General features: G+C 38.1%; 23 protein-coding genes, 1 pseudogene and 1 riboswitch. Of the genes and pseudogenes, 16 read left to right on the top strand and 8 right to left on the bottom strand.

Features of this window, described 5'->3' with window-relative positions:
* The first annotated feature begins 98 nt into the window (after window positions 1-98).
* Both N178_RS18950 and N178_RS18945 read left to right on the top strand, forming a co-directional pair.
* The gene (locus tag N178_RS18950; RefSeq protein WP_045294081.1) at window positions 99-542 is read left to right on the top strand and encodes a hypothetical protein; all 444 of its coding nucleotides are present in this window, start codon (window positions 99-101) and stop codon (window positions 540-542) included.
* Between the two features lie 407 nt (window positions 543-949).
* Complete coding sequence (locus N178_RS18945) at window positions 950-1,957, top strand: aromatic ring-hydroxylating dioxygenase subunit alpha (protein ID WP_045294079.1); 1,008 nt, start codon at window positions 950-952, stop codon at window positions 1,955-1,957.
* A 30-nt stretch (window positions 1,958-1,987) separates the two neighbouring features.
* On the opposite strand, the gene N178_RS18940 is transcribed toward N178_RS18945, so the two are convergent.
* The 3 genes from N178_RS18940 to N178_RS18930 form a co-directional block, all read right to left on the bottom strand.
* Window positions 1,988-2,743: an ABC transporter permease gene (locus tag N178_RS18940; RefSeq protein ID WP_028412093.1), complete on the bottom strand. Its 756-nt coding sequence runs from the start codon at window positions 2,741-2,743 to the stop codon at window positions 1,988-1,990.
* Window positions 2,740-3,477: an ABC transporter ATP-binding protein gene (locus N178_RS18935; protein WP_045294076.1), complete on the bottom strand. Its 738-nt coding sequence runs from the start codon at window positions 3,475-3,477 to the stop codon at window positions 2,740-2,742. The genes N178_RS18940 and N178_RS18935 overlap by 4 nt, the downstream gene beginning before the upstream one ends.
* A 97-nt stretch (window positions 3,478-3,574) precedes the next feature.
* Window positions 3,575-4,882, bottom strand: coding sequence for a homocysteine synthase (locus N178_RS18930; protein WP_045294074.1), 1,308 nt, complete (start codon window positions 4,880-4,882; stop codon window positions 3,575-3,577).
* Window positions 4,883-5,224: 342 nt separating this feature from the next.
* Between N178_RS18930 and yknW the strand changes: the two genes are divergently transcribed.
* The 4 genes from yknW to N178_RS18910 are packed head-to-tail and all read left to right on the top strand — an operon-like array spanning window position 5,225 to window position 8,921.
* The gene (yknW, locus tag N178_RS18925) at window positions 5,225-5,911 is read left to right on the top strand and encodes a YknW family membrane protein (RefSeq protein WP_045294073.1); all 687 of its coding nucleotides are present in this window, start codon (window positions 5,225-5,227) and stop codon (window positions 5,909-5,911) included.
* A complete protein-coding gene (locus N178_RS18920) occupies window positions 5,912-7,042 on the top strand; it encodes an efflux RND transporter periplasmic adaptor subunit (RefSeq protein ID WP_045294071.1) in 1,131 nt (376 codons plus the stop codon).
* Complete coding sequence (locus tag N178_RS18915) at window positions 7,039-7,728, top strand: ABC transporter ATP-binding protein (RefSeq protein ID WP_045294070.1); 690 nt, start codon at window positions 7,039-7,041, stop codon at window positions 7,726-7,728. The genes N178_RS18920 and N178_RS18915 overlap by 4 nt, the downstream gene beginning before the upstream one ends.
* Complete coding sequence (locus tag N178_RS18910) at window positions 7,725-8,921, top strand: ABC transporter permease (protein ID WP_045294069.1); 1,197 nt, start codon at window positions 7,725-7,727, stop codon at window positions 8,919-8,921. Before N178_RS18915 ends, N178_RS18910 begins: the two co-directional genes overlap by 4 nt.
* A gap of 69 nt (window positions 8,922-8,990) precedes the next feature.
* On the opposite strand, the gene N178_RS18905 is transcribed toward N178_RS18910, so the two are convergent.
* Window positions 8,991-9,977 (bottom strand): S8 family peptidase, encoded by a 987-nt coding sequence (locus tag N178_RS18905; protein ID WP_080890221.1) that lies wholly within the window; start codon window positions 9,975-9,977, stop codon window positions 8,991-8,993.
* Window positions 9,978-10,330: 353 nt separating this feature from the next.
* Here N178_RS18905 and folP point away from each other — a divergent pair, with 353 nt between their 5' ends.
* From folP to N178_RS18890, 3 genes are all read left to right on the top strand, one after another.
* Window positions 10,331-11,179, top strand: a complete 849-nt coding sequence (folP, locus tag N178_RS18900; RefSeq protein ID WP_080890220.1) for a dihydropteroate synthase — start codon at window positions 10,331-10,333, stop codon at window positions 11,177-11,179.
* 119 nt (window positions 11,180-11,298) lie between these two features.
* Window positions 11,299-12,432: a zinc-dependent alcohol dehydrogenase gene (locus N178_RS18895; protein WP_045294065.1), complete on the top strand. Its 1,134-nt coding sequence runs from the start codon at window positions 11,299-11,301 to the stop codon at window positions 12,430-12,432.
* Window positions 12,433-12,668: 236 nt separating this feature from the next.
* The gene (locus N178_RS18890) at window positions 12,669-12,863 is read left to right on the top strand and encodes a hypothetical protein (protein ID WP_013055532.1); all 195 of its coding nucleotides are present in this window, start codon (window positions 12,669-12,671) and stop codon (window positions 12,861-12,863) included.
* A gap of 320 nt (window positions 12,864-13,183) precedes the next feature.
* Here N178_RS18890 and liaG read toward each other — a convergent pair whose 3' ends face one another.
* Window positions 13,184-14,053, bottom strand: a complete 870-nt coding sequence (gene liaG, locus N178_RS18885; RefSeq protein WP_045294063.1) for a LiaG family protein — start codon at window positions 14,051-14,053, stop codon at window positions 13,184-13,186.
* 387 nt (window positions 14,054-14,440) lie between these two features.
* Window positions 14,441-14,542, top strand: a riboswitch (purine riboswitch).
* Window positions 14,543-14,679: 137 nt separating this feature from the next.
* Between liaG and N178_RS18880 the strand changes: the two genes are divergently transcribed.
* From N178_RS18880 to bioA, 5 genes are all read left to right on the top strand, one after another.
* Window positions 14,680-15,873 (top strand): NupC/NupG family nucleoside CNT transporter, encoded by a 1,194-nt coding sequence (locus N178_RS18880; protein ID WP_045294062.1) that lies wholly within the window; start codon window positions 14,680-14,682, stop codon window positions 15,871-15,873.
* A 317-nt stretch (window positions 15,874-16,190) separates the two neighbouring features.
* Window positions 16,191-17,627, top strand: a complete 1,437-nt coding sequence (locus N178_RS18875; RefSeq protein ID WP_045294061.1) for an amino acid permease — start codon at window positions 16,191-16,193, stop codon at window positions 17,625-17,627.
* A 136-nt stretch (window positions 17,628-17,763) separates the two neighbouring features.
* A complete protein-coding gene (locus N178_RS18870) occupies window positions 17,764-18,327 on the top strand; it encodes a biotin transporter BioY (RefSeq protein ID WP_045294059.1) in 564 nt (187 codons plus the stop codon).
* Window positions 18,328-18,359: 32 nt separating this feature from the next.
* The gene (gene bioD / locus N178_RS18865; RefSeq protein WP_045294058.1) at window positions 18,360-19,082 is read left to right on the top strand and encodes a dethiobiotin synthase; all 723 of its coding nucleotides are present in this window, start codon (window positions 18,360-18,362) and stop codon (window positions 19,080-19,082) included.
* Window positions 19,063-20,436: an adenosylmethionine--8-amino-7-oxononanoate transaminase gene (bioA, locus tag N178_RS18860; RefSeq protein WP_045294056.1), complete on the top strand. Its 1,374-nt coding sequence runs from the start codon at window positions 19,063-19,065 to the stop codon at window positions 20,434-20,436. The genes bioD and bioA overlap by 20 nt, the downstream gene beginning before the upstream one ends.
* 79 nt (window positions 20,437-20,515) lie before the next feature.
* On the opposite strand, the gene N178_RS18855 is transcribed toward bioA, so the two are convergent.
* The gene (locus N178_RS18855) at window positions 20,516-20,698 is read right to left on the bottom strand and encodes a YolD-like family protein (protein ID WP_013081858.1); all 183 of its coding nucleotides are present in this window, start codon (window positions 20,696-20,698) and stop codon (window positions 20,516-20,518) included.
* A gap of 383 nt (window positions 20,699-21,081) precedes the next feature.
* Here N178_RS18855 and N178_RS18850 point away from each other — a divergent pair, with 383 nt between their 5' ends.
* Entirely contained in the window at window positions 21,082-21,747 is a 666-nt protein-coding gene (locus N178_RS18850; protein WP_028412106.1) for a TerC family protein, read from the top strand.
* Between the two features lie 134 nt (window positions 21,748-21,881).
* Window positions 21,882-22,019: a hypothetical protein gene (locus N178_RS27205; RefSeq protein ID WP_169746692.1), complete on the top strand. Its 138-nt coding sequence runs from the start codon at window positions 21,882-21,884 to the stop codon at window positions 22,017-22,019.
* A gap of 75 nt (window positions 22,020-22,094) precedes the next feature.
* Here N178_RS27205 and N178_RS18845 read toward each other — a convergent pair whose 3' ends face one another.
* Together N178_RS18845 and N178_RS18840 are read right to left on the bottom strand one after the other, a co-directional pair.
* Entirely contained in the window at window positions 22,095-23,363 is a 1,269-nt protein-coding gene (locus N178_RS18845; RefSeq protein WP_013055541.1) for a dicarboxylate/amino acid:cation symporter, read from the bottom strand.
* Between the two features lie 145 nt (window positions 23,364-23,508).
* Window positions 23,509-24,568: pseudogene (locus tag N178_RS18840) on the bottom strand (DctP family TRAP transporter solute-binding subunit).
* Window positions 24,569-24,624: the final 56 nt, after the last annotated feature.

Genomic DNA, 24,624 nt, shown 5'->3' with positions numbered 1-24,624 from the left:
CTGAGAAAAATCAGTGATAAAATAGAGAAGAACTGGTAATATTCTACAAACGAGTGCGAGTGGTGGGATAACTAGATTGAATATGGAGGACGAGGATAATGGTAAAAAATTCACAAATCTTCATGGAAGCTGACTCCGAGAATTCTGTATTTATTGGACTGGAATTTTGTGAGTATACACAGAAAATGAATCCTACTTGTTTGTCCAAGCAGCATGTAAACGTGTCTATTGATCCAGAAGAACTCATCATAGAATTTAAGAAAACAAAAAGTGATAGAACCATCGACGATTTTCACCTGATGCATATCGTGCCGGTTCATTGCTTTAATTATTTATTATGTTCGATTTCCCAAGGTATCGTTACAGATGTTCAGCTGAAAGCGGTCGGTCATCAAGGAGAAACGTTGTTTGAAGAAAGCCTAACATTGAAGTTTCATGAAAAAGCGACGGATTATGAAGAAACGCTCTCGTTTTTCAAGCATTTAAATCAAGAAATACAAAAACAGACGAAAAAATATACAGCCAGTTATATGAGCTCATAATAAAACAAGCTGCGGTTTTAGAAACCGCAGCTTTTATTCGTTTAACCGAAAAAACTATGTTAGAGCTGCTTACAAAGCAAGAGATTTTTCAGTGGGAAATTGATAAAGTAAAAACAAGACAAATCAGTGGACAAAAAAGCTTTTAACGGGTAACCATTCTTTATTTAACATGTATAGATACTTAAGTGAATGTCCCCGTAGTGAGATTAAAAAAATAGCGATGAATACGTATTGTCATTGTAGATGAAGTGCTAAGGTCGCTCTATCTGCAATTATGTAGAATCTTCGCGCGCTTATAGTCTGTTTTACGGAACGAAAAAGCTGCGGAATTAGAAGACCCCCTTCTATTTCTGCGGTTTTTTTTATAAACAAGAAATAAATTTACTTATCGTACGGAGGCGATGCAGATGATTAAAGATTTAGTATTGGCTAAGGAATGGCTGCCTGCAGCTTATTCACATGATTTAACAGATCAGCCCTTGCAAGTAACGATTTTAGAAGAGCGAGTTGCGCTTTTTCGCACAACTAATGCTATTAAAGCATTTAAAGATTTGTGCATCCATCGCGGTGCAGCGTTATCTCTTGGAAAAGTAATAGATGATTGTATTGTGTGCCCTTATCACGGATGGAAATACGATGATACCGGGGCTTGTGTGAAAATTCCTCAACAGCCGCCGGGAAGAGCTATTCCTTCAAAAGCAAAAGCACAGGTATATGACTGCGTTGAAAAGTACGGGATTATATGGGTGAAGATGAACAGCGATGCAGGTGATACTCCTCTTCCTCAGTATGACGAATACCTTAACCCCGGATTTAAAACGGTTTGCGCCAACCCTCATACTCTGCAGGCAGCAGCTCCTCGTGTCGTAGAAAACTTTTTAGATGTAAGCCATTTGGCTTTTGTTCACGAAGGAAGCCTTGGACACTCGGACTACGCGGAAATTCCTGATTATAAGGTACATTGGAAAGATAATCGATACGTTTCTGATGAAATCGCTGTGTACGCAGATGCAGATGGTACGGGTAACTTTGCGACTATTTATTATACTTTTGAAATTCTTCGTCCTACCGTTGCGAGGTTGAAAAAAGTGAACTACGAAACGGGTGAAATCTTTTCGATGCTGTTTGCGGTTTTACCTGAAGATGAAAGAAAGTCGACCGTGTTTGCATTGGTTTCTAGAAACTATTCGTTTGATGCACCTGATCAATATTTCCGTGATTTTCAGCAGCTTATTATTGAACAAGATACGAGCATTGTAGAAAGTCAAAAACCAGAAGAGCTGCCGCTTGACTTACAAGCAGAGCTTCATTTGAATCCGGACCGACTGAGTATTGCCTATAGAAGATGGCTCGGTGATTTAGGAGTGACCTTTGGAAGTGACGTAGGAACAAGATTAAAAAAAGCTGCTCAATAAAAAGAAGAAAGGAGTCTCCTTTCTTCTTTTTTATGTATGCTCACGGATAAGCTGTTGATAGCTATTAAAAAGGGTAGGGTATGTTAAACGGCTTAAGATGACGCAGGAAAGCGTAGCAGACGCTAGAATAGTGAAAACGATGAGCAGCTGGAATTTGACTGCTTGTATCGGATCTGCCCCTCCAATAATTTGGCCTGTCATCATGCCGGGAAGCTGAACGAGTCCAATTGTTTTTTGACTTTCTACAGTAGGAATCATGCTAGCTTTGATTGCAGCATTTAAAATACTATGAATAGCTTGTTTAGGAGTGCCGCCAAGTGCCAGAATCAATTGAATTTCATCTCGCCTTCTATTTACTTCAGCGTCTAACCGATTTAAAAATAAATTGGCCAAAATCATCGAATTTCCAATAATCATACCGCTGACAGGAATGACGTATCGCGGAGTAGCAGGGATAATATGTAGGCCCAGCATAACGCTTTGGGTCAGGATTTCTACAATAAAAAGAGTGACAAATACACGAAAGAAAGCTTTAAATCCCTGCTTTTTTTTCTTGACAACATTTTGGGAAGCGACCGTCAGCATAACGAATAAAATGAGAATCATAAAAGCAGGGTGATTCGCGTCAAAAATAAACGATAAAACATATCCTATCACTAACAGCTGAACGGCTGCTCGAATACTGGCAATGATAATATCTTTTTCGAGTCCTATACGAAAAGATTTTGATAAAAAAAGAGCAATAAAAACGAAAACGATGGTAAAAATCAGTGAAAGTGAACTCATAGAAAGGCTCCTTCAATAAATTGTTTTGTTTCAGCTTTTACAGGAGCATGAAAAAAAGTCTCCGTCTTCGCTTTTTCTATAATCACTCCGTTCATTAAAAGCCAGACTTCCTCTCCTAAACGTTTGGCTTGATCTAAGTTATGGGTAACCCAAATAATCGTTTTATTCTGTTCTTTATGTAAATGAGAAATAAGCTGTTCAATTTCATGAGCAGAAGTGGCATCCAAAGCGGAAGTGATTTCGTCTAAAAGTAAAAGGTCAGATCCGTTCGACAGCGTGCGGGCTAATGATAACCTTTGTCTTTGACCACCGGATAAATCTCTTGCATCCTGCTCTAACAAGTCAGGGGAAAGGCCGGTTAAGGCACAGAGTTCTTCAGGCATAATATCCTGTTTGCCGTGCAGTTTTTGAACAAGCATCATATTATCTCGCACTGTTCCATCAATAACAGGGGCTGATTGAAAAGCGATGCCCACTTTTTTTCGTAAATCAGAAATATTCCATTTGCTAATGTCTTTTCCATATACTTCAATACTTCCTTCATCAGGTGCAGAAAGTAAATTGCACATGGAAAGAAGGGTGCTTTTTCCGGATCCTGATGGTCCTACCATCATGACGAGCGAGCCTTGCATCACTGTACCCGATATGCCTTTTAAAACACTATGTTCTTTATCCTTAAATGTTTTATGAACGTCTGTAAATGTAATGGCGGATATTGAATTGAACGTGTTCATAGTAACTCCTTTTTCATTCGTTTTGTTTATTGTAGCATAAGCGAAAGTATAAAAAGTTATTGGTTGATATAAAAAAAGCTGTGAAAAATCACAGCTTTTAAACAGTTGTATTCACTTTTTGGCTGGCTTTTAAGGCATAATCTAAATCTTCAAGAAGGTCGTCGATTGCTTCTGTCCCAACCGATAGACGAATGAGTTCTGGCGTCACACCCGAAGCTTTTTGTTCGTCTTCAGATAGCTGTTGATGAGTGGTGCTTGCCGGGTGAATAATGAGTGATTTAGAGTCGCCAATATTGGCTACATGAGAAAATAACTGAACCGAATCAATTAACTTAGCCGCAGTGTTTTTTCCTCCCCTTACACCAAAGGTTAAAATTGCTCCTTGTCCTTTAGGCAAATATTTTTGTGCCAAAGAATAGGAAGGGTGGGAAGGAAGCCCCGCATAATTTACCCATTCTACTAATTCATGCTGCTCTAAAAATTTCGCTACCTTTAATGCGTTTTCGCTGTGACGCTCTAATCGCAAATGGAGTGTTTCTACCCCTTGAAGGAGTAAAAAGGAATTAAAAGGTGATAAAGCAGCTCCAATATCTCGTAAAAGCTGAACGCGCGCTTTTGTAATATAAGCATCTTCACCGGCAGCTTCTGTGTATACGAGGCCATGGTAACTTGGATCTGGAGTTGTTAAGTCTGGAAATTTCCCGCTCGCTTTCCAATCAAATTTTCCACTGTCTACGATAACACCGCCAATTGCTGTTCCATGTCCTCCAAGAAACTTAGTAGCAGAATGAACGACAATATCTGCTCCAAAATCGATGGGACGAAGAAGGTAAGGGCTTGGAACCGTATTATCAATAATAAGAGGAATTCCATGTTCGTGGGCAATGTCTGCAACTGCCTCGATGTCTAGCACATTTCCCTGCGGATTTCCAACGGATTCAGCATAAATTGCCTTTGTTTTGGAAGTGATTGCACTTCTAAAATTTTCTGGATTATCGGCGTTTACAAATTTGACGGTAATGCCCAGTTTAGGAAGCGTAGACGAAAAGAGGTTATATGTTCCCCCGTATAAACTGCTTGCTGATACAATTTCATCTCCTGCAGAAGCGATATTCAAAATGGAAAAGGTAGTAGCTGACTGACCCGAAGCTACTCCTAGAGCACCTACTCCGCCTTCTAACTCAGCAATTCGCTGTTCAAAAACGTCCGTAGTAGGGTTTACAATACGAGTGTAGATATAGCCTTGTTCACTTAAATTAAATAAAGACGCAGCATGCTCCGTATCTTTAAATCCAAATGAGCTTGTTTGATAAATAGGTACGGCACGCGAAAAAGTAGCCGGGTCAAGCTGTTGGCCAGAATGGATGGCTTGTGTTTCAGGACGAAATGGTTTCTTAGCAGACATTGAAACTCCTCCTTAGATTTAAAACTTATAAAAAACATAGGAATAATAAACTTTAATCATAATATACGAATTCTATTGAATGATGTCAAATGATAATTAGAATATTTAGAAAATATAAATAAGATTAATACTGTAATTCAGCATTAAGACATCTCTTTAATTGTTAAAAATACCATAAAAAATATAAAATGTAAGAAAAATGTAAATTAATTTGTATAATTATGTTAGAATATTAGGTGTTTGAGAGTTTCGTAGAGAGCCGATTTTGCTAGAAGACTTTAAAAAGTAGTAAAAGACGGGTCTTAAGAGCTAATAACGAAACAAAATAAAAGGAGTTTGATTATGAGTACAGAAGTCAATGTATCTTCGGAAGTTCAAGAGAAAGGAAAGCCTTCTGTTTTTGGTTTTATTACGAGTCCGGTTGTACAGTTTGAGAAAATGAAAAGCAATCCGGTCATCTGGGGACCTCTTTTACTTATCCTCATCTTAACAGCTGCAACAACGATTCTAGCTGTCTATACTCCTCAGGCACAAGAGGCGCTGCAACAGCAAAAAGAAGCTGGCATTGAAGTGAATTCAACATTTAGTATGATTGGCGGAGCGATTGGAGGAGTTATTGCAGTAGTTGCTACACTGGCATTCACAAGTTTGATTCTGTTTTTAATTGCAAAGTTAGGAACTGGAAAAACAACGTACCGTCAAATGTTTAGCTTGAATTTATTTGTTACGTTCATTACAGCAATCGGTCAGCTAATTAATACAGGAGTCGCTGCACTAGCACACACTTCAGCGAATGTGACTTCGCTAAATGGAATGGTTGATGCTAAAGGTGCTATGGGAGGAGTATTTAATTCCATTGAAATCTTTTCTATCTGGGGACTTATTCTAACAGCAGTGGGACTACAAAAAGTGGCAAATGTATCAAAAGCTGTTTCTATTATTACAGTGATTATTTTATTCATCTTAGGAGCGGCTATTTCAGGAGTTGGAGGAGCTGTTTCAGAAGCGCTTAAAGGAGCAGGGTTGTAAATGAAAAAAGGAATAATTATTACAGCTGTAGCAGTTGTTATTGTTGCGGTTATTGGGATTAACGTATATCGTGCACAAAGTGTAAGTGGAAAAGCAGTCAATGTTCATGTAGCAAATATAAAGGAAAAAAAGTTAAGAAATACAGTTATGGTTCCGGGTACGTTAAAGCTTGCTGATGAACAATATGTCTATTTTGATGCTGAAAAAGGCGAGGTTGAACGATTTCACGTAACAGAAGGCTCTCGTGTACAGCAGGGAACCTCGCTTGTAACGTATGAAAGCGATGCGCTTGATTTAGAGCAAGAGCAAAATAAGTTAGAAAAAAAATCCAGTCAGCTGCAAATGGATTCCGTAAGCAAACAAATCTCAAATTTAAATAAAAAACGAAAAGAATTAGAAAAAGAAATGAGTAAACAAGAAGCGAGAGATCAAATCGACACAGAGCGTACGCAGCTCAATCTCGATTTAGAAACGGCTAAAATTGATTTAGAACGAAACAAACTAGAAGCCAAATCAATTGCTAAAAAAGAACGTAATTTAGATGTAGCGAGTGATATTAATGGGACGGTGCTAGAAGTAGATAAAGAAGCGGTTAATAACACAAGTGATGTTCAAAAACCGCTTATACATATTGGTAATACCGATGAATACTTAGCTACTGGTGTGCTGTCTGAGTACGATGCATTAAAAATTAAAACCGGTCAAGCTGTCAAAATTACATCGGATGTTTTGCCTGATAAAAAATGGGCAGGGAGCGTAAAACAAATTGACTATCTACCTCAGCAGCAGGCATCAGCAGAAGCCGGCAATGATGCGGCTAATCAATATCCGGTTGAAGTAAAAGTAGATGACCAAGATATCACGATGATTAAGCCGGGATTTAAGCTGCTGCTTGAAATTGAAACAAGCAGCAAAAAAGCTTCATCACTGCCGATAAAAGCAGTTGTAAATGAAGACGGAGAAAAATATGTATACGTAGTGAAAGATAAAAAGGCGGTTCGTAAGGAAGTAAAGATTGGAGAAACCACAAATAAATTTATTGAGATCAAAAGCGGCGTTTCTTCTAAAGACAAAGTCATTACAAATCCTTCAAAGGACTTAACTGACGGTGCGGAAGTGACTGTTCAATGATTGAACTTGTAAATATTCATAAAAGTTATCATCTGGGCAAAGAGGAAGTGCCGATTTTAAAAGATATTAATTTGAAGATTTATGACGGTGAGTTTGTTGCAATTATGGGTCCTTCTGGCTCCGGTAAATCAACGCTAATGAACATTATCGGGTGTTTAGACCGCGCTTCTTCAGGCTCCTACTTATTAAATGAACAAGAAATCTCCACTTACAGTGATGAGCAGCTGGCAAAAGTAAGAAATATTCATATCGGTTTTGTTTTTCAGCAATTTCAGCTGTTGCCGCGTTTAACAGCGGTAGAAAACGTAGAGCTTCCAATGGTATACGCCGGCGTCACGCGTAAGGAAAGAAGAGCCAGAGCAGAAGCTGCACTTGAAAAAGTAGGGCTGAGTGAACGGATGAAACATTTACCGAGCGAGCTATCCGGCGGGCAAAAGCAGCGCGTTGCTATTGCTCGTTCTATTGTAAATAATCCGACGCTTATTTTAGCAGATGAACCTACAGGAGCTCTAGATACAAAAACAAGTGCTGATATTATGGACCAATTTTCTCAGCTTAATGCAGATGGTACAACGGTTGTAGTCATTACCCATGAACCTGAAGTGGCAGAATACACATCGCGTACAGTTATCGTTCGTGACGGTAAAGTGCTAAGTCATAGCGATAAGGAGAACGATAGCTTATGAGTTTAATAGAAAATATTCGTATGGCTCTCTCTTCGGTTCTTGCTCATAAAATGCGCTCTATTTTGACGATGCTTGGTATTATCATTGGCGTAGCGGCTGTTATTATCGTTGTAGCCATTGGTCAAGGCGGAGAACAGATGATTAAGTCGGAAATAACAGGAGCAAGCAATACAGTTGATGTCTACTATCAGCCTCCTGAAGACGAGATGCAAGTTGATGACCTTTCAATGATGGGGGAGCCCATCTTTACAGAGGATGATATTAAAGCTCTTTCGACTATTCCCGGCGTGAAGAATGTGGTGGCTTCTAGCTCAATGGGAATGGGAATAAGATATAGAGACAAGGAATCAGATACGACTGTTAATGCAATTAATGAAGGGTATATTGAAGTTAATCAGCTGGAGGTTTCAAAAGGAAGAATGTTAGACAGCTCTGACTTTTTATCAGGTAATCGAGTAGGTGTGATCACAAACGATATGAAAAAAGAGCTGTTTGATAAAAAGGAAGCCCTTGGACAAGTAGTATGGGTTCAAGGACAGCCTATTAAAATTATTGGTGTGACAAAAAAGCCAACGGGCTTTTTAGCATTTGAAATGCCAACTATTTATATTCCAGATAATACGTATAAATCAAGCTTCGGTAAGCTTGACTATACAAACCTTAGCGTTCAAGCAAAAAGCTCTGATCAACTAAAAAAAGTAGGCAATGACGCAACGGATTTGTTAAATAATTTGCATGATGCGGAAGATGCTTACCAAGTGCAGAACTTAGAAGAAATAGCAGATAGCATTGGAAATGTAACGCGAATTATGACAACGATTATTGGATCGATTGCAGGCATTTCCCTGCTTGTTGGTGGGATTGGCGTTATGAATATTATGCTGGTTTCTGTAACGGAACGTACAAGAGAAATTGGTATTCGAAAAGCACTGGGAGCATCTAAAAGACAAATTCTAACTCAGTTTTTGATTGAATCCATTACCCTCACGTTAATTGGTGGCTTGCTTGGAATTGGTCTCGGCGCGGGCGGAGCAGCTCTTGTTTCGTTATTTGCTGGCTGGCCGTCATTAATTTCGTGGCAAGTAGTACTTGGAGGAGTGTTGTTCTCCATGACGATTGGCATTGTATTCGGCATGCTTCCTGCAAACAAAGCGGCCAAGCTAGATCCAATCGAAGCATTACGATATGAATAAAGACATGCGTTCGCATGTCTTTATTTCAAGTTAAAGAGAATTAAGAAGATTTCTCGTTTTTCTTATTTATTACTTACTAGGATTGATACGTGCTACGTTAATAATATCATGTATTTTCTCTACCAAATCGAGCATGAGAAATCCGTTTCCTTCAGAGCTTTTCCGGTATCCAAGAGGGAGCGTCCTTTTCACAAGTTGAGCATAGATTTCAGCTTCAATTAAAGAGCGGCCAAATTCTTTCTCACATAAGTTAATTAATAGAGCTAAAGCTCCGGCGACGTGGGGAGTTGCCATTGAAGTTCCTGAAAGAGTCGCATATTTACCTTCTAAAAAAGTAGAGATGATGTTAACACCCGGTGCCACTAAATCCACTTCTTCATTGACATTGGTAAAAGGAGCAAGATTTAAGCTGCTGTCCACTGCTCCTACTTGAATAACTTCGTTGTAACTTCCGGGATATGAATATTCAAAGGTTTCTTCGCGGTCGTCACCTTCATTTCCAGCCGCAACAACGACAGAAACATCTTTATTCACAGCATTTTGAACAGCTTCGTGCAGTTCTGGAACGTCTTGTGGTCCCCCGAGTGACATGGAAATAACTCGTGCTCGCTCATTGTTAGGACCGCGCCATTCGACGGCGTAGTTAATAGCGTCAATAATCCATTCATAATTTCCTGATCCTTCACCGGTAAGTACTTTTAAGCTTAGAATTTTTGCTTTGGGTGCCACCCCTACGATCCCTTCATTGTTGAGCGCAGCAGCAATGGTACCAGACACGTGAGTGCCGTGCCCATTATTATCTTCAAATACAGAAGAATCTCCGTCATAATCCGTAGTGAAGTTTCTTCCTCCGATAATACAATCTTTTAAGTCAGGATGATTTGTGTCAACACCAGTGTCGATAACTGCAATTACAATGCCTTCTCCTTGATTGCTTTGTTCCCAAATAGCAGGCGCTTGAATTAAGCTTACTCCTTTAGGCGTTTCGTTTGTTGAATCGATAATCGACTCAATTGTATAAGGAATTAATTTGACTTGTAACGGTTGTTGAGTCATAGTCATCCTCCTTAAAATGAATTCCATAAAAATGGAAGTTACTCACTTATAAATTCCCAACTATTGCTATAAATTAAACGCTTTTTATGCGAATCCTTTCTTTTTGAATAAAAAGACTCACAAAAGATGTGAGAAGAGGAAAAAAGACCCTGTAGATAAGCGCGACAGAGATTTTTAATGTTATCTGTGTATTCACTTTTAATGTTTATCTCACACTATAGAAGAAAGAAACTCCAAGAAAAATCACATAGGACCGGTGACTTTTGATATAATTACGAACGGTATGACATTCTCAAAATACATGATATTTATAAATATACATTAATTTGCAAATTACGAAGGGGCTGAGGATAGTGTCAACTTTAACGTCTCAATCCGTCATTAAATGTGGAAAGTATAAGCTGAATTATGCGAACCGTACGCTTATTATGGGGATTTTAAACGTAAACCCAGATTCATTTTCAGACGGCGGAAAATACTACGATGTAGATAAAGCAGTTGCTCATGCTGAGGAAATGGTAAAGCAAGGAGCAGACATCATTGATATCGGAGGAGAATCAACTCGTCCTGGTTATACAAGAATTAGCGATGAAGAAGAGATTAAACGGATTGTGCCCGTTATTTCTGAAGTGGCGAAGCGTGTAGAGGTGCCGATTTCCGTAGATACATACAAATCGGAAGTGGCGAAGCATGCGCTAGAAGCAGGAGCACATATTATTAACGATATATGGGGGGCAAAGGCTGATCCTAAAATGGCTCAAGTGGCAGCTGATTATAATGTTCCCATTATTTTAATGCATAACCGTCATGAGCCCAACTATACAAATCTGATCACAGATATGATAAGTGATTTAAGAGAAAGCATCTCCATTGCAAAAGCTGCAGGAGTTCGCGACGATCAAATTATTTTAGATCCAGGCGTTGGCTTTGGAAAAACGGCTGCCCATAATGTAGAAGCAATTCAGCATCTAGATCAGTTGACGAATATGGGCTATCCGGTGCTGCTTGCTACTTCTCGCAAAGGATTTATTGGACAAATAGTCGATGCTCCTCCTACGGAAAGAATGGAAGGAACCGCAGCTACTGTATATGCTGGGATTGCACAAGGCGTTCAAATAGTTCGTGTTCATGACGTATTAGAAATCAAGCGCTTTGTAAAGATGGCAGATGTACTGGTAGGAAAACATGTCTTTCAGTTTTAATAATCATTAAAGCAGATGCGTAAGCGCTGCTTTTTTATTTTTACTTGATTTATCCGGATAGAATACATGCCTTTAGATAAATTTAAGTAGCATCAAGGTTTTAAAAATGGAGGGTAAAAATGAAAGCGGTAACGTATCAAGGACCTAATCAGGTAAAAGTAGCAGAAGTAGAAGATGCGAAGTTAGAGAAGAAAGATGACATTGTCATTAAAATAACGTCAACCGCTATTTGTGGTTCTGATCTGCATTTATATCAAGGAAGTATGCCATTGCCTCGCGGTTATATTATTGGTCATGAACCGATGGGAATTGTGGAAGAAGTAGGGCCAGATGTTACAAAAGTAAAAAAAGGAGATCGCGTTATTATTCCGTTTAACGTAGCGTGCGGACAGTGTGCGTACTGTAAGGATGATTTAACGAGCCAATGTGATAATTCTAATCCACATTATGATTCTGGGGGCTATTTTGGATATACTGAAAAGTTTGGAAATCACCCAGGAGGTCAAGCTGAATATTTAAAAGTGCCGTTTGGGAATTTCACACCGTTTGTGATTCCAGAATCGTGCGAATTAGAAGATGAATCGCTTCTTTTTTTATCAGATGTGCTTCCAACTGCTTATTGGAGTGTAGAGCATGCGGGTGTTAAAAAAGGAGATACCGTTATCGTACTCGGCTGCGGGCCAGTGGGGTTAATGGCTCAAAAGTTTGCTTGGATGAAAGGTGCCAAACGGGTTATCGCAGTAGATCATGTTCCATACCGAATGCAGCATGCAAAGAAAATGAATGCCGTAGAAACCTTTGATTTTACAGAATACCCAGATATGGGGGAGCATTTAAAAGAAATCACAAAAGGCGGAGCTGATGTGGTGATCGACTGTGTAGGTATGGATGGCAAAAAGTCGCCTCTTGAATACATTGAACAAAAACTAAAGCTTCAAGGCGGAACGCTCGGACCTATTCAAATTGCGACAAAAGCCGTTCGTAAATGTGGAACCGTCCAAATCACCGGGGTATACGGAAGCAACTATAACAGTTTTCCGTTAGGAGCATTTTTTTCTCGAAATGTAACTCTCAAAATGGGGCAAGCTCCTGTCATTCCGGTTATGCCGAAATTATATGATCAAATTGTAAAAGGAGAATTCGATCCAAAAGAAATTATTACTCATAAAGTGGCTTTAGAAGACGCGGCTAATGCCTACAAAATCTTTAATGATCATCAAGATAACTGCATTAAAGTCATTTTAAAACCCTAAAATGTCATGTCTATTAGGTGAAAATTCCTGAGCAGTGAAGCTCGGGAATTTTTTATGTATGTAAAGTGGTGGAGGAAAATAATGCCCGATTGGATGATTGATTTTACATAATTTAGCTTTATGATAGAAAGAGAAGATATAACGCTTTCATATTCTGATTAAATTTTGCTGCTTAAAATGAATAACATCTTGGTATTCAGTCTTATTCAATCACCGAAATATGGAGGAGAGAATGAATGAAATTAGCATTGCTTCTTGTCATTATTATCGGCGTTGCTGCCCTTGCAGGTACGATCAGTGCTGCAAAGAAAGTAGATGAAGATTACGGGAAATCTAAAAAGAAAAGTATAGTGAATTTATCTATTATTTACGGAGTTGTATTCATAGGATCAATCGTAGGAGTAGCATGGTATATTGCAGTGAGACCATAAATAAAGAGATTGAGACATGACTAAATGAACCGAACCTAAAGACGAACAAATGAGATACATGAGTTGGACTGCTTATGACACCGCAGTTGATTTCTGTGCATTCGCGGGCGGCCGCTGAGTCTCCTCGTCGCTTGCGCTCGTGCGGGGGCTCACCTGTTCCGCTTTTACCACAGGAGTCTTCGCCTTGTCCTTCAATCATCTGCTAGAAAAAACGAAACAGATAAAACGATGTTCACCACAACAAAAAACAAACCATTAATCAACGTGGTGATTAATGGTTTGTTTTGCAATTGGGTTAAAATACTTTTGTCCCAGCCTCTTTATTTTGATTCCAAGGTTAATTCTCCGCTTGAAACAGCTATATCGATCGAATATTTTCCATTTCCGTGCTTTCCTTTTAATACATCTTCCGTTACGGTTGCATTGCTTAACTTAAAGTCATTGTTAATGTCACCGCTGCTTACTTTTCCATTCACTTTAAAACCAGCACTTTTCGGAAGAACCAGCACGGCATCTCCAGATCCTACATCTACAGAAACGGCTTCTTCTAGCTTTTTAAAATCCATATAGAGATCACCAGATCCAATGCGCGCCTGAAGTTTCCCTTTATAGTTTGTTCCTTTAATTTCCCCAGAGCCTACAGCAAATTTAGCCGTTTTGGTCTCGACATTACTCAGCTGTAAATCTCCAGAATTAACATCTGTACGAAGAGAGGTACTCATCAAGTTTGAAATGCTTGCATTTCCAGAACCTACTTTAATCGAAACATCTTTCAGCTGAAGCGCTTGTTCAGGATGCGTAGCAACTTGAAGGTCCCCAGAACCTACCGTAAGCGCAAGGTTATGGTGATAATCTTTAGGAATGTAGATTGTTACTTTTGTGTTTGAAAAAATAGAAAGCCATTGAAAGGGACTTTTTTGATACGCGACAACTAGGGTGTCTCCATTTTGTTTTACATCCACTTTTCCTTTGCCTTCTACTTTTGTTTTAATATCTTGACGATCTTGTGGAACCACAGTTGTACTAATGCTTGGAGAGTCAATTTGAATATGCTGAATATCACTTGATAACGCAGCTTCAGACTTGGACGTCTTGAATGAGCTTAACGACCAAGAGGAAGGTGCAAATACAGTAGAAAAGAGGACTGCCATACCACCTATTACTAAAATAAAAGCCAATATTTTTTTCAAATTATAACCCGCTTTCTACATAAATTAAATTTGTTTTCTTCTACCATAAAGTGTAAATTGAAAAGAGGTTAAATTCAACGAACAGCAGGATTATTTTTTTCTACGTCTCAAGTCGTAACAACAAAACATTTTTTTGAGGAATTAAATGAAAAGCGAAGTGGATATTTAAACATAATCATTAAAGAATCAATTTTTTTGCTTCAAAAATAGGAAAATAATTGAGTTGAAAGAACGATTAAATTCACTTTTTTTGTGTAATTTTTGGTTAAATAGTTCAAAAGAAGTAATAAATAAATAGAATTTTCATACCAATTTTATTATTCCGAAAAACTTTTAAAGTGTTGATTATTAAAAAAATAAAGGGTAGAATTTGTTCATATCAATTGAATACAGCTAAGATTACGATCTTGTATATTATCAGTAATATGGTCTGATAGTCTCTACCTAGTAACCGTAAAAAACTAGACTACAAGAAAGTTTGGATATAAGCAGCAAAAAGAAGGGCGTATTATCTAGATACAGCCTTCTTTCAAAGCTCTTACTTTTCATACTTTCTGTTATTGTCAGAATTTATGAAAAGTAAGAGCTTTTTTTGGTTTTCAAATACACACCTGGGAGTGGCTTGCATGTACTTTTTATTAAATTTATTAGGCGTTTTTGTAGTAATGGGTGTTGTCTTCTTATGTTCTCCTAAAAAGAAAGAAATAAAGTGGCGTCCCATTGCTTCACTGTTGGTCGTTGAAGTCCTCATTACTTGGTTTATGTTAGGAACTTCAATCGGAACATGGATCATTAATAAAATTGCTTCGTTCTTTACTTGGCTAATTTCCTGTGCTAACGATGGAATTGCTTTTGCGTTCCCATCCGTAATGGGAAATGAAACGGTTGACTTTTTCTTCAGTGCATTACTGCCTATCATCTTTGTCGTGACATTTTTTGATATTTTATCTTACTTTGGTGTTTTAACGTGGATTATTGATAAAGTAGGCTGGGTCATTTCGAAAGTTTCACGTTTGCCTAAATTAGAAAGCTTTTTTGCTATTCAAATGATGTTTTTAGGAAATACGGAAGCATTGGCGGTTATTCGTAATCAACTTTCTGTGTTAAAAGACAACCGTTTGCTTACGTTTGGAATTATGAGTATGAGCAGTATTAGCGGATCTATTATCGGTGCTTATTTAACAATGGTTCCCGCTACGTACGTGTTTACAGCAATTCCACTGAACTGTTTAAATGCGCTTATTTTAGTGAGCTTGTTGAATCCAGTTCATGTTACAAAAGAGGAAGATATGATTTACGTACCGCCAAAGTCGGAGAAAAAAGACTTTTTCTCTACCATTTCAAACAGTATGTTAGTCGGAATGAACATGGTAATTGTTATTTTAGCGATGGTTATTGGATATGTAGCTCTTACATCTGCGCTTAACGGTATTTTAGGTGTTATTGTAGACGGCTTGACTGTGCAAAAGATTTTCTCTTATATCTTTAGTCCATTTGCATTCTTACTAGGGCTAACGGGGCATGATGCCATGTACGTAGCTCAGCTGATGGGTATCAAGCTAGCAACAAATGAATTCGTGGCGATGATGGATTTGAAGAAAAATCTAGATACACTTCCACCGCATACGATTGCAGTTGCTACAACATTCTTAACATCTTTTGCTAACTTCAGTACGGTAGGTATGATTTATGGGACGTATAATTCTACGTTATCAGAAGGTAAATCAACGATTATCGGAAAGAACGTATGGAAACTGCTTGTGAGCGGTATCGCTGTTTCGTTATTAAGTGCTATGATTGTTGGATTGTTTGTTTGGTAAAAAGTTAAAAAAAGCTGTGCTTTCATCTTCGAAAGCACAGCTTTTTTCTTATTGCATCATCTATTCATTTGAAGAAAAACGGTTATGAATATCAACAGTAAAAGAAAATACACACTATTCAAGAAAAATTCATTTTACTTTTGCAGAAAAACATTTTAAATCTAGTCAGCATTATGTTAAGATTACAAAAGACTGTTTCATTTAAATTGAGAACACCGCATAAATATGTAAGTAAATATGCATATAAAACAAAGGTTTATTAATTTTTTTCTAGGTAATATCTCGTAATAAATAGGTTGAAAGGAAATGTCGTTAATATGATAGAAGGACAACAGCAAACAAATGAATTAAAAAAGACGATGAAAAGCAGACATTTGTTTATGATTTCGCTCGGCGGAGTTATCGGTACAGGTTTCTTTTTAGGAACAGGATACACGATTAGCCAAGCAGGAGCGATTGGAGCGATCCTTTCGTTTATCGTAGGTGGCTTCATTATGTACTTAACAATGCTTTGCTTAGGGGAGCTTGCAGTAGCAATGCCAGTTTCCGGTTCGTTTCAGACATATACAACAAAATTTATTGGCCCTGGCGTTGGTTTTGCTTTTGGGTGGTTATATTGGTTGGGCTGGGCTGTAACGGTTGCATTAGAATTTTTGTCAGCAGGTCAGCTTATGCAAAGATGGTTTCCTGATTCTCCGGTATGGATTTGGTGTGCTATATTTGCGCTTTTATTATTCTCATTAAATGCACTGTCAGCTAAAGCGTTTGGTGAAGCGGAGTTTTGGTTTGCCAGCATTAAAGTGTTAGCTATTATTTTATTTATCGTGCTTGGTGGAGCTGCTATGTTTGGTTTTCTTCCATTAAGCAGTGGAGACAGCGCGCCGTTTTTCTCTAACTATACGTCTCACGGCGTGTTCCCTCACGGAATTAGTGCCGTGCTGATTACGATGATTACCGTTAACTTCTCGTTCCAAGGTACGGAGCTTATTGGTGTAGCGGCTGGGGAAAGTGAAAACCCAGACAAGACTGTACCAAGAGCCATTAAACAAACGGTATGGAGAACACTTGTATTTTTTGTATTAGCTGTAGCTGTTTTAGCGGGTATGATTCCGCTTGAAAAAGCAGGCGTAGTGGAAAGTCCATTTGTTGTTGTGTTTGATCAAATTGGTATTCCATATGCAGCCGATATTATGAACTTTGTTATCCTAACGGCACTGCTATCTGTTGCTAACTCTGGTCTTTATGCAGCAACGCGTATGCTGTATTCATTATCAAAAGATAACATGGCAAGTTCAGCTTTTATGAAAGTAAATAAACGCGGTGTGCCGATGAATGCCTTGCTTTTAACATTAGGCATTGCGCTTTTATCTTTACTTTCAGGATTCTTTGCTCAAGAAACAGTATTTGTATGGCTTATTTCTGCAGCGGGTTTAGGTGCACAAATCGGCTGGATTACGATTGCTGCATCACTGCTTGCATTTAGAAAAAGATATATAAATCAAGGAGGACAAATCGAGGATTTAAAATTTAAAGTCCCTCTTTACCCGATGCTGCCTTTAATCGCATTAGTATTAAATACAATTGTATTGGGAAGCATGGCATTTGATGCAGAACAGCGAATGGCACTGTATGTCGGTATTCCACTAGCGCTGCTGTTTTATGCTTATTATCATGCACGTGTAAAAAAGAAAGTTGATTTATCTATCAGCCGTCAAGAAGTGCAGCTCAAAGACGACAAAAAAGTAATTTTATAAAATCAAAAAGACGCAAAAGCCCAGGTTTTTGCGTCTTTTTTTATTGTTTATTTGTAAACTTAAAATAAAATAAAGTTGACAAATAAAAAGAAATTATTGCAAACTTAAAGCAGCGAAAAGAGAAAGGAGGGTGAATATGAAACCGAAAACAATGGCGTATGTTTCCTTATTTGCAGCTTTAACGGCGATCGGTGCATTTATAAAAATTCCTATTCCCTACATACCGTTTACTCTTCAAATTGTTCCTGTTTATTTAGCCGGTGCGCTGTTAGGTCCGCGTTTAGGTTTGTATAGTCAGCTATGCTACATAGGTATTGGGTTAATCGGTGTTCCGGTTTTTGCAGAAGGAGGAGGTTTGGGCTATATCTTCAAACCAACGTTTGGCTATTTAATTGGCTATGCTGCAGGGGCATTTATGAACGGCTACCTTATTCAAAAATATGACTTAAAGAAACCTTTTTCTATCTTTTCAGCTAACTTATCTACGTTAGCTATTGTGTATGCAGTCGGCTGCTTCTGGCTTTACGGAGCAATGAAATGGATAATTGAAAAGCCTCTTTCACTGAGGGATACACTTCTTTTTGGAGCTGTTTTGCCAATGCCTGGAGACCTTTTATTGTGCATTTTATGTTCAGTGCTGATTCACCGAATGCAGCCTCAATTTAGTCGCTTGTCATTAAAGCAGGTTAAAGCAGGGTAATGAAGACATAGAAAAAAAGGAGAGAAAAGAAAATGGGCAAAGCGTATTTTATTACGGGAACTGGAACAGATATTGGAAAAACCCTGGTTACAAGTATTTTGTATAAAGTACTTGGTCGTCTAGGAATAAAAACGACAATTTGCAAACCATTTCAAACCGGCTATCAAGACGAAATTGGAGGTTATCCAGATATTCACTGGTTTGAAACAAGGCTTGGAGTAGCAGATACGGGTATTTATCAGTTAAAGCCGGAGACGTCTCCTCATTTGGCTATTGCACTGAGCAACAAGCAAGTGGAGCCTTCAATCGTCTTAACACGCATTAATGAATTAAAAAAGAAATTTGATGTAGTGCTCGTGGAAGGAGCGGGAGGTCTTGCCGTACCTTTAATTGAGGAGGAAACAACGTTTTATATGACAAAAGATTTGATCATAGATGCACAAATGCCGGTTATTGCTGTTGGAACGACGGGATTAGGAGCTATTCATGATGCGCTTTCTACCTTTTCATATGCAAGTGAGCATCACCTTAAAATCAACGGACTCATTTTTAATCGTTTTAATCACAGCAGTATCATTCATAACGACAATGTTCGAACGATTGAAAAGCTGCTTCAAATATCATCTTTAATGACCGTTCCAGTATTCACACATATCGATGAAGAGTTAGATGCATATATTGAGAAAATCATGAGGCAAAAAAGTGTTATTCAACATATTCAGGAGGTGTTTGACTGTGCCGTATCAAAAAGTTGAGCTGGAGAAATGGGATAAAGAATATGTATGGCATCCGTTTACACAAATGAAAGCTTACCGTCAATCGAATCCTCTTATTATTGAAAGAGGAGAAGGAAGCTATTTATATGATGTAGAGGGAAACAAATATTTAGATGGATACGCTTCTCTATGGGTCAACGTGCATGGACATAATGATCCGGAATTAAATACAGCTTTACATATACAAGTGGAAAGATTAGCGCATTCTACGCTGCTTGGATCGGCAAACGTTCCATCCATTTTGTTAGCCAAAAAGCTAGCGGAAATTACTCCTGGCAGCTTATCGAAAGTCTTCTACTCTGATACAGGCTCCGCCGCTGTTGAAATTGCGTTGAAAATTGCCTATCAATATTGGCAAAATCTCGACTCTGTAAAGTACAAAAACAAAAGTAAATTTATCTCATTGAATGAGGCATATCACGGAGATACAATCGGGGCAGTCAGTGTAGGAGGCATGGATTTATTTCATCGTATCTTTAAGCCGTTGCTGTTTGAACGAATTCCCACACCTTCTCCTTACACTTACCGTATGGACGGGTTCGAAACCGAAGAGCAAGCTTCAGCTTACTGTATTCAACAGCTAGAGAAGCTCTTGCAGAACAACGGAGAAGAAGTAGCCGGCTTGATTATTGAACCGCTTGTGCAAGGAGCAGCGGGTATTATTACCCATCCTCCCGGCTTTTTAAAACAAGTAGAGCGGCTGTGCAAAGCGTACGGGGTATTGCTCATTTGTGATGAAGTAGCGGTTGGGTTTGGACGAACAGGAACGATGTTTGCATGTGAACAAGAAGACGTAGTACCAGACATTATGTGTGTAGGAAAAGGGATAACAGGAGGATATATGCCGCTTGCTGCTACGTTAACAAGCGAAAAGATATTTAATGCTTTTTTAGCTCATCCGGATGAAAATAAAACGTTCTTCCATGGCCATACGTATACGGGAAATCAATTAGCCTGTGCAGTAGCGCTTAGAAATATTGAACTGATAGAAGAAAGAGAATTAATCCGTAGTATAAAAGAAAAGGAAAAAGTGTTTAAACGCTATCTATTAAAGCTTTATGACCTGCCTAATGTGGGAGACATTAGACAACGAGGTTTAATGGCAGGAATCGAGATTGTGAAAGACCGTCAAACAAAATCGATTTTTGAAGATAAAAAAGTCGTTGGAGACATTATTTTAGCGGCTCGCCAAAAAGGTTTAATTATTAGAGAGCTAGGTCCTGTGATTACAATGATGCCTATTCTTTCAATGGCGGAGGAAGAATTAAAAACAATGGTTGAAATTGTATATGAATCAATTAAAGAAGTGATCGCACGCTATAAAGTGAGCTAAATAAAAAGAGGCTGGGACAAAAGTATTTTATTTAGCTTAAAGAAGATCCGAACGATGAATCGTTCGGATCTTTTTTCAATCAATAAATATTTTTAATACTTGATAGTCGAAGTGATCGCACATGCTGATTTTCATCTTTTAATAGCAGAGTTTGTTCGAGCAAGTTTAAGTTTTGAATATAACCTTTGACCGTTTGAACAAAACCGTTGTTTTGGTAGTTAATAGTTAGTAATTTATTCGTTTTTAATGCTTTTAAAATCATACCTGTTTTCTCCCTTCTTATATCGTAGCTGACGAAAAACTACAAAATAACGAAGAAGCATTGGAGGCTTGTATTATTTATAAAAAGTACTCTATTTTTTATAAATGCTCTCCTTCTACTAATAGTAGAGGATGATGGTGAAAAACAGATGAAAGATAAAGAATAAGGTTTGATTTATTGTAATGAACTGACTTTTCCTTTACAAATACCTATTTCAAATTTCTTTTTAGTGATAAAATACTGTTAGTGAAATAACTACTTCTTTTCATTAAAGGGTAAGAACGGGTTATAGGTTATATTGATAGAGTTTTAGTTCTCTATTTCTAGTAATGAAATAAGAGATAGAGAAATAGACTAATAAAAATCAATCAAGGAGTTTTTTTATGGATCAGAGTTTTATTTTAAATCTTTTAGAAATTTTACTGATTAACATTGTACTGAGTGGCGATAACGCAGTCGTGATTGCTTTAGCTTGTCGGAATCTTCCGGACGAGCATCGAAACAAAGCGGTTGTTTTCGGTACATTAGGAGCGGTTGTATTACGTGTAGGGCTAACGTTTGTCGCTGTATATTTATTAACAATCCCATTTTTAAATTTCATCGGAGGCCTGCTTCTTCTATGGATTGCGATTAGTCTTTTAAAAGGTGAAGATGACGGAGATATTAAAGCGAATTCAACTCTAGCAGGTGCTATTAAAACAATTATTATAGCGGATCTTGTTATGAGTTTAGATAACGTAGTGGCGGTTGCGGGTGCGGCTAACGGCAGTATTCTACTCATTATCCTTGGTCTTGTTATCAGCATTCCGTTAATCATTTGGGGAAGTCAGCTTTTAATGAAAATCATGGAAAAATTCCCGATTATCATCATTGCCGGAGCAGCGCTTCTTGGCTATACTGCTGGTGAAATGATCTTTAAAGACAAAGCGGTAGGACATGTATTAGAAGGATTAAATCCGCATTTGCATACAATTGTTCCTATTTTGTTAGCTATTTTAGTTGTTGTCGTTGGGAAACTTAGCGGACGTTCTAAAAAAGAAACGCATTAATCCTAAAAAAGAGGTTGGGACAAAAGTGTTTAAGATGAAGTGAAAAACGAACCACTAATCAAAATGTTTGATTAGTGGTTCGTTTTTTGGTTGGGGGTGAACGTAGGCTTCATTTGTTTAGATCCTTCTAGCAGTTGATTGGAGGACAAGGCGGAGACTCCTGCGGGAAAAGCGGAACAGATGAGACCCCGCAGGAGCGTACGCGACGAGGAGGCTCATCGGCCGCCCGCGGAAAGCGAAGTCTTGTACGGAAATCAACTGCGGTGTCATAAGCGGTTCAGCTCATGTATCCCATTTATTCGTCTTTAGATTGGATTCATCTCGCTATGTCTCAACCTCTTTTTTTATTACTTAGCTAATGGAGGTGCAGAATTAACGTCTTGTATCGTCTCTACAGGAGGATGAAATTCATTTTCCATTTTTGATACAACTACAGTTGCTACACCATTTCCAATTAAGTTCGTAATGGCACGAGCTTCCGACATGAAGCGGTCTACACCAATTAACAGCGCGATTCCTTCAACTGGAATCATCGGGAATGCAGCAAGCGTAGCTGCTAGTGTAATAAATCCAGAGCCAGTAACTCCGGCAGCTCCTTTAGACGTTAGCATTAAAATACCAAGTAGCGTAATCTCTTGCATTAACGACAGGTCGACTCCATACGCTTGAGCGATAAAGATAGCAGCCATGGATAAGTAGATTGCTGTTCCATCTAGATTAAATGAGTAGCCAGTTGGAATGACAAGTCCTACTACAGATTTTGAACATCCGTACTTCTCCATTTTGTCCATCATTTTTGGCAGTGCAGATTCCGAAGAAGACGTACCTAATACAAGTAGAATTTCTTCCTTAATAAAAGCAATGAATTTAAAAATATTAAATCCATAAATCTTAGCAATGGTTCCAAGTACAAATACGATAAATAAGAACATAGTAATGTAAACAGATCCCATTAAGAAACCGAGTTTTTGAAGAGAGCCTATTCCAAAGTTACCGATCGTATAAGCCATCGCTCCAAACGCCGCAATAGGTGAAAGTTTCATAATCATATTAACAATTCCAAAGAAAATATCTGTACAGCGTTCAAAGAATGTAATGACAGGAGCCGCTTTTTCGCCAAGTGTAGCTGTAGCCATTCCAAATAGTACGGCAAAGAATAAGATTGGCAATAATTCACCATTTGCCATTGCGCCAAATACGCTGTCTGGAATAATTCCCATGATAAACTCCATAAAGCCATGCTCCGCTTCAGCTGCTTGCTGCGTATATTGAGTAACATCAGCTCCGCTTGCGCCGTTGATATTAAAGCCAGCCCCTGGTTTGATAAAGTTTACAACGATAATTCCAATTGCTAAGGCAAAAGTAGTGACAATCTCAAAGTATAAAAGAGCTTTACCTCCAATTCGTCCCACTTTCTTTAAATCTCCCATGCTTCCGATACCGATGACCACTGTTAAGAAAATAATTGGGGCAATCACCATCTTAATTAATTTAATGAAGATATCAGCCAATACTTTTAATTTAGCTCCAAATTCAGGAAACATGAAGCCAATTGCAATACCAAGAAGGATACCGATAACAACTTGAACAGTTAGATTTTTAAAACTTAATTTCATACGTAATGCTCCTTTCGAGAATGTTTTTGTTAACGCTTACATTATCCTTATCCTTATATTAACTGATAATTTTAACTATTTATATTTCTGGTGATAATGTTCTTTTTGGTCATTTTGGTCAAAAAAAGTGATGAACATATAGTCATCACTTTTGGCTTTCGATATTCTTTATTTGCTCAATGATATCAAGCGTTTGTTTTGTTGCATTGTTTTCAAACGATTGATAAAGAGAGGTAAACTGCTTTTTCCATTCGGCTTTCTGTGTATCATTTAAGTAATAAACGCGCATGCCAGATTTTATTTTTTATTTGCTGCAGCTGTTTATCGTTCATCATTTTTGATTGATTCCAAATCCAGTTAGTTGTTTCTACCATTGCATCACTTAATAGTTGTTTTACATCTTCAGGGAGTCTGTCCCAATACTTTTCATCCATTAAAACAGCATAGCCTAAGTATCCATGGTTGCTGATGGTCATATATTTTTGCAGCTCGTACAAACGTTTTGAATAAATATTAGAAATGGTGTTTTCCTGACCATCAAATTCCTGTCGTTCAAGGGATTGATATACTTTATTAAACGAGACAGCCTGAGGCTTGGCGCCAAGAAGTTCGAATTGTTTTTTGATTACTCCACTTGGCATAATGCGAAACGTTTGATCTTGAAAATCTGCTGGATGGAGCAAAGGTTTTGTATTGCTAGTCATTTGTTTAAAGCCGTTGCTCCATAAAGCAAGCCCTTTAATGTTTTTCTCTTGCAGCGTACTCAACAAATCCTGTCCGATTTTGCCCGTAAACACTTGTTTTGCCTCGCTGTAATCATCGAAAATGAAGGGAAGATCAAAAAGTTGCCACGTAGGGGAGAGGTCGCTTAGCTTTGAAATGGAAGGTGCAATCATTTGTACATCATTTCGGCGAAGGGCGGCAAGTTCTTCGTCGTCTGAATACAATACACCGTTTGAATATACTTCAATTTTAACTTTACCATCCGATTTTTGATTAACGATTTCAGCAAATTTTTGAGCGGCTAAGCCTTTTGGAGTGTTTTCAGCTACAACGTGGCTAAAATTAATCACAATTTGTTTATTTAATCCTTTTTGCTCATCATCATGATACACATTATCCTGATTTATAACCGTATACTGCAAAAAAACATAGATCATTAAGAAAACGCTAACAATGATACTTGCCCCTATAAACATCTTCAAAATGTCCAACCCCGCGATTCAATAATTTTTCTCTACGAATATTCTAACACGCAATT

It is taken from the genome of Priestia aryabhattai B8W22 (assembly GCF_000956595.1).
GTDB classification, from domain to species: domain Bacteria; phylum Bacillota; class Bacilli; order Bacillales; family Bacillaceae_H; genus Priestia; species Priestia aryabhattai.
This window is presented reverse-complemented; position numbering and strand designations above follow the sequence as displayed.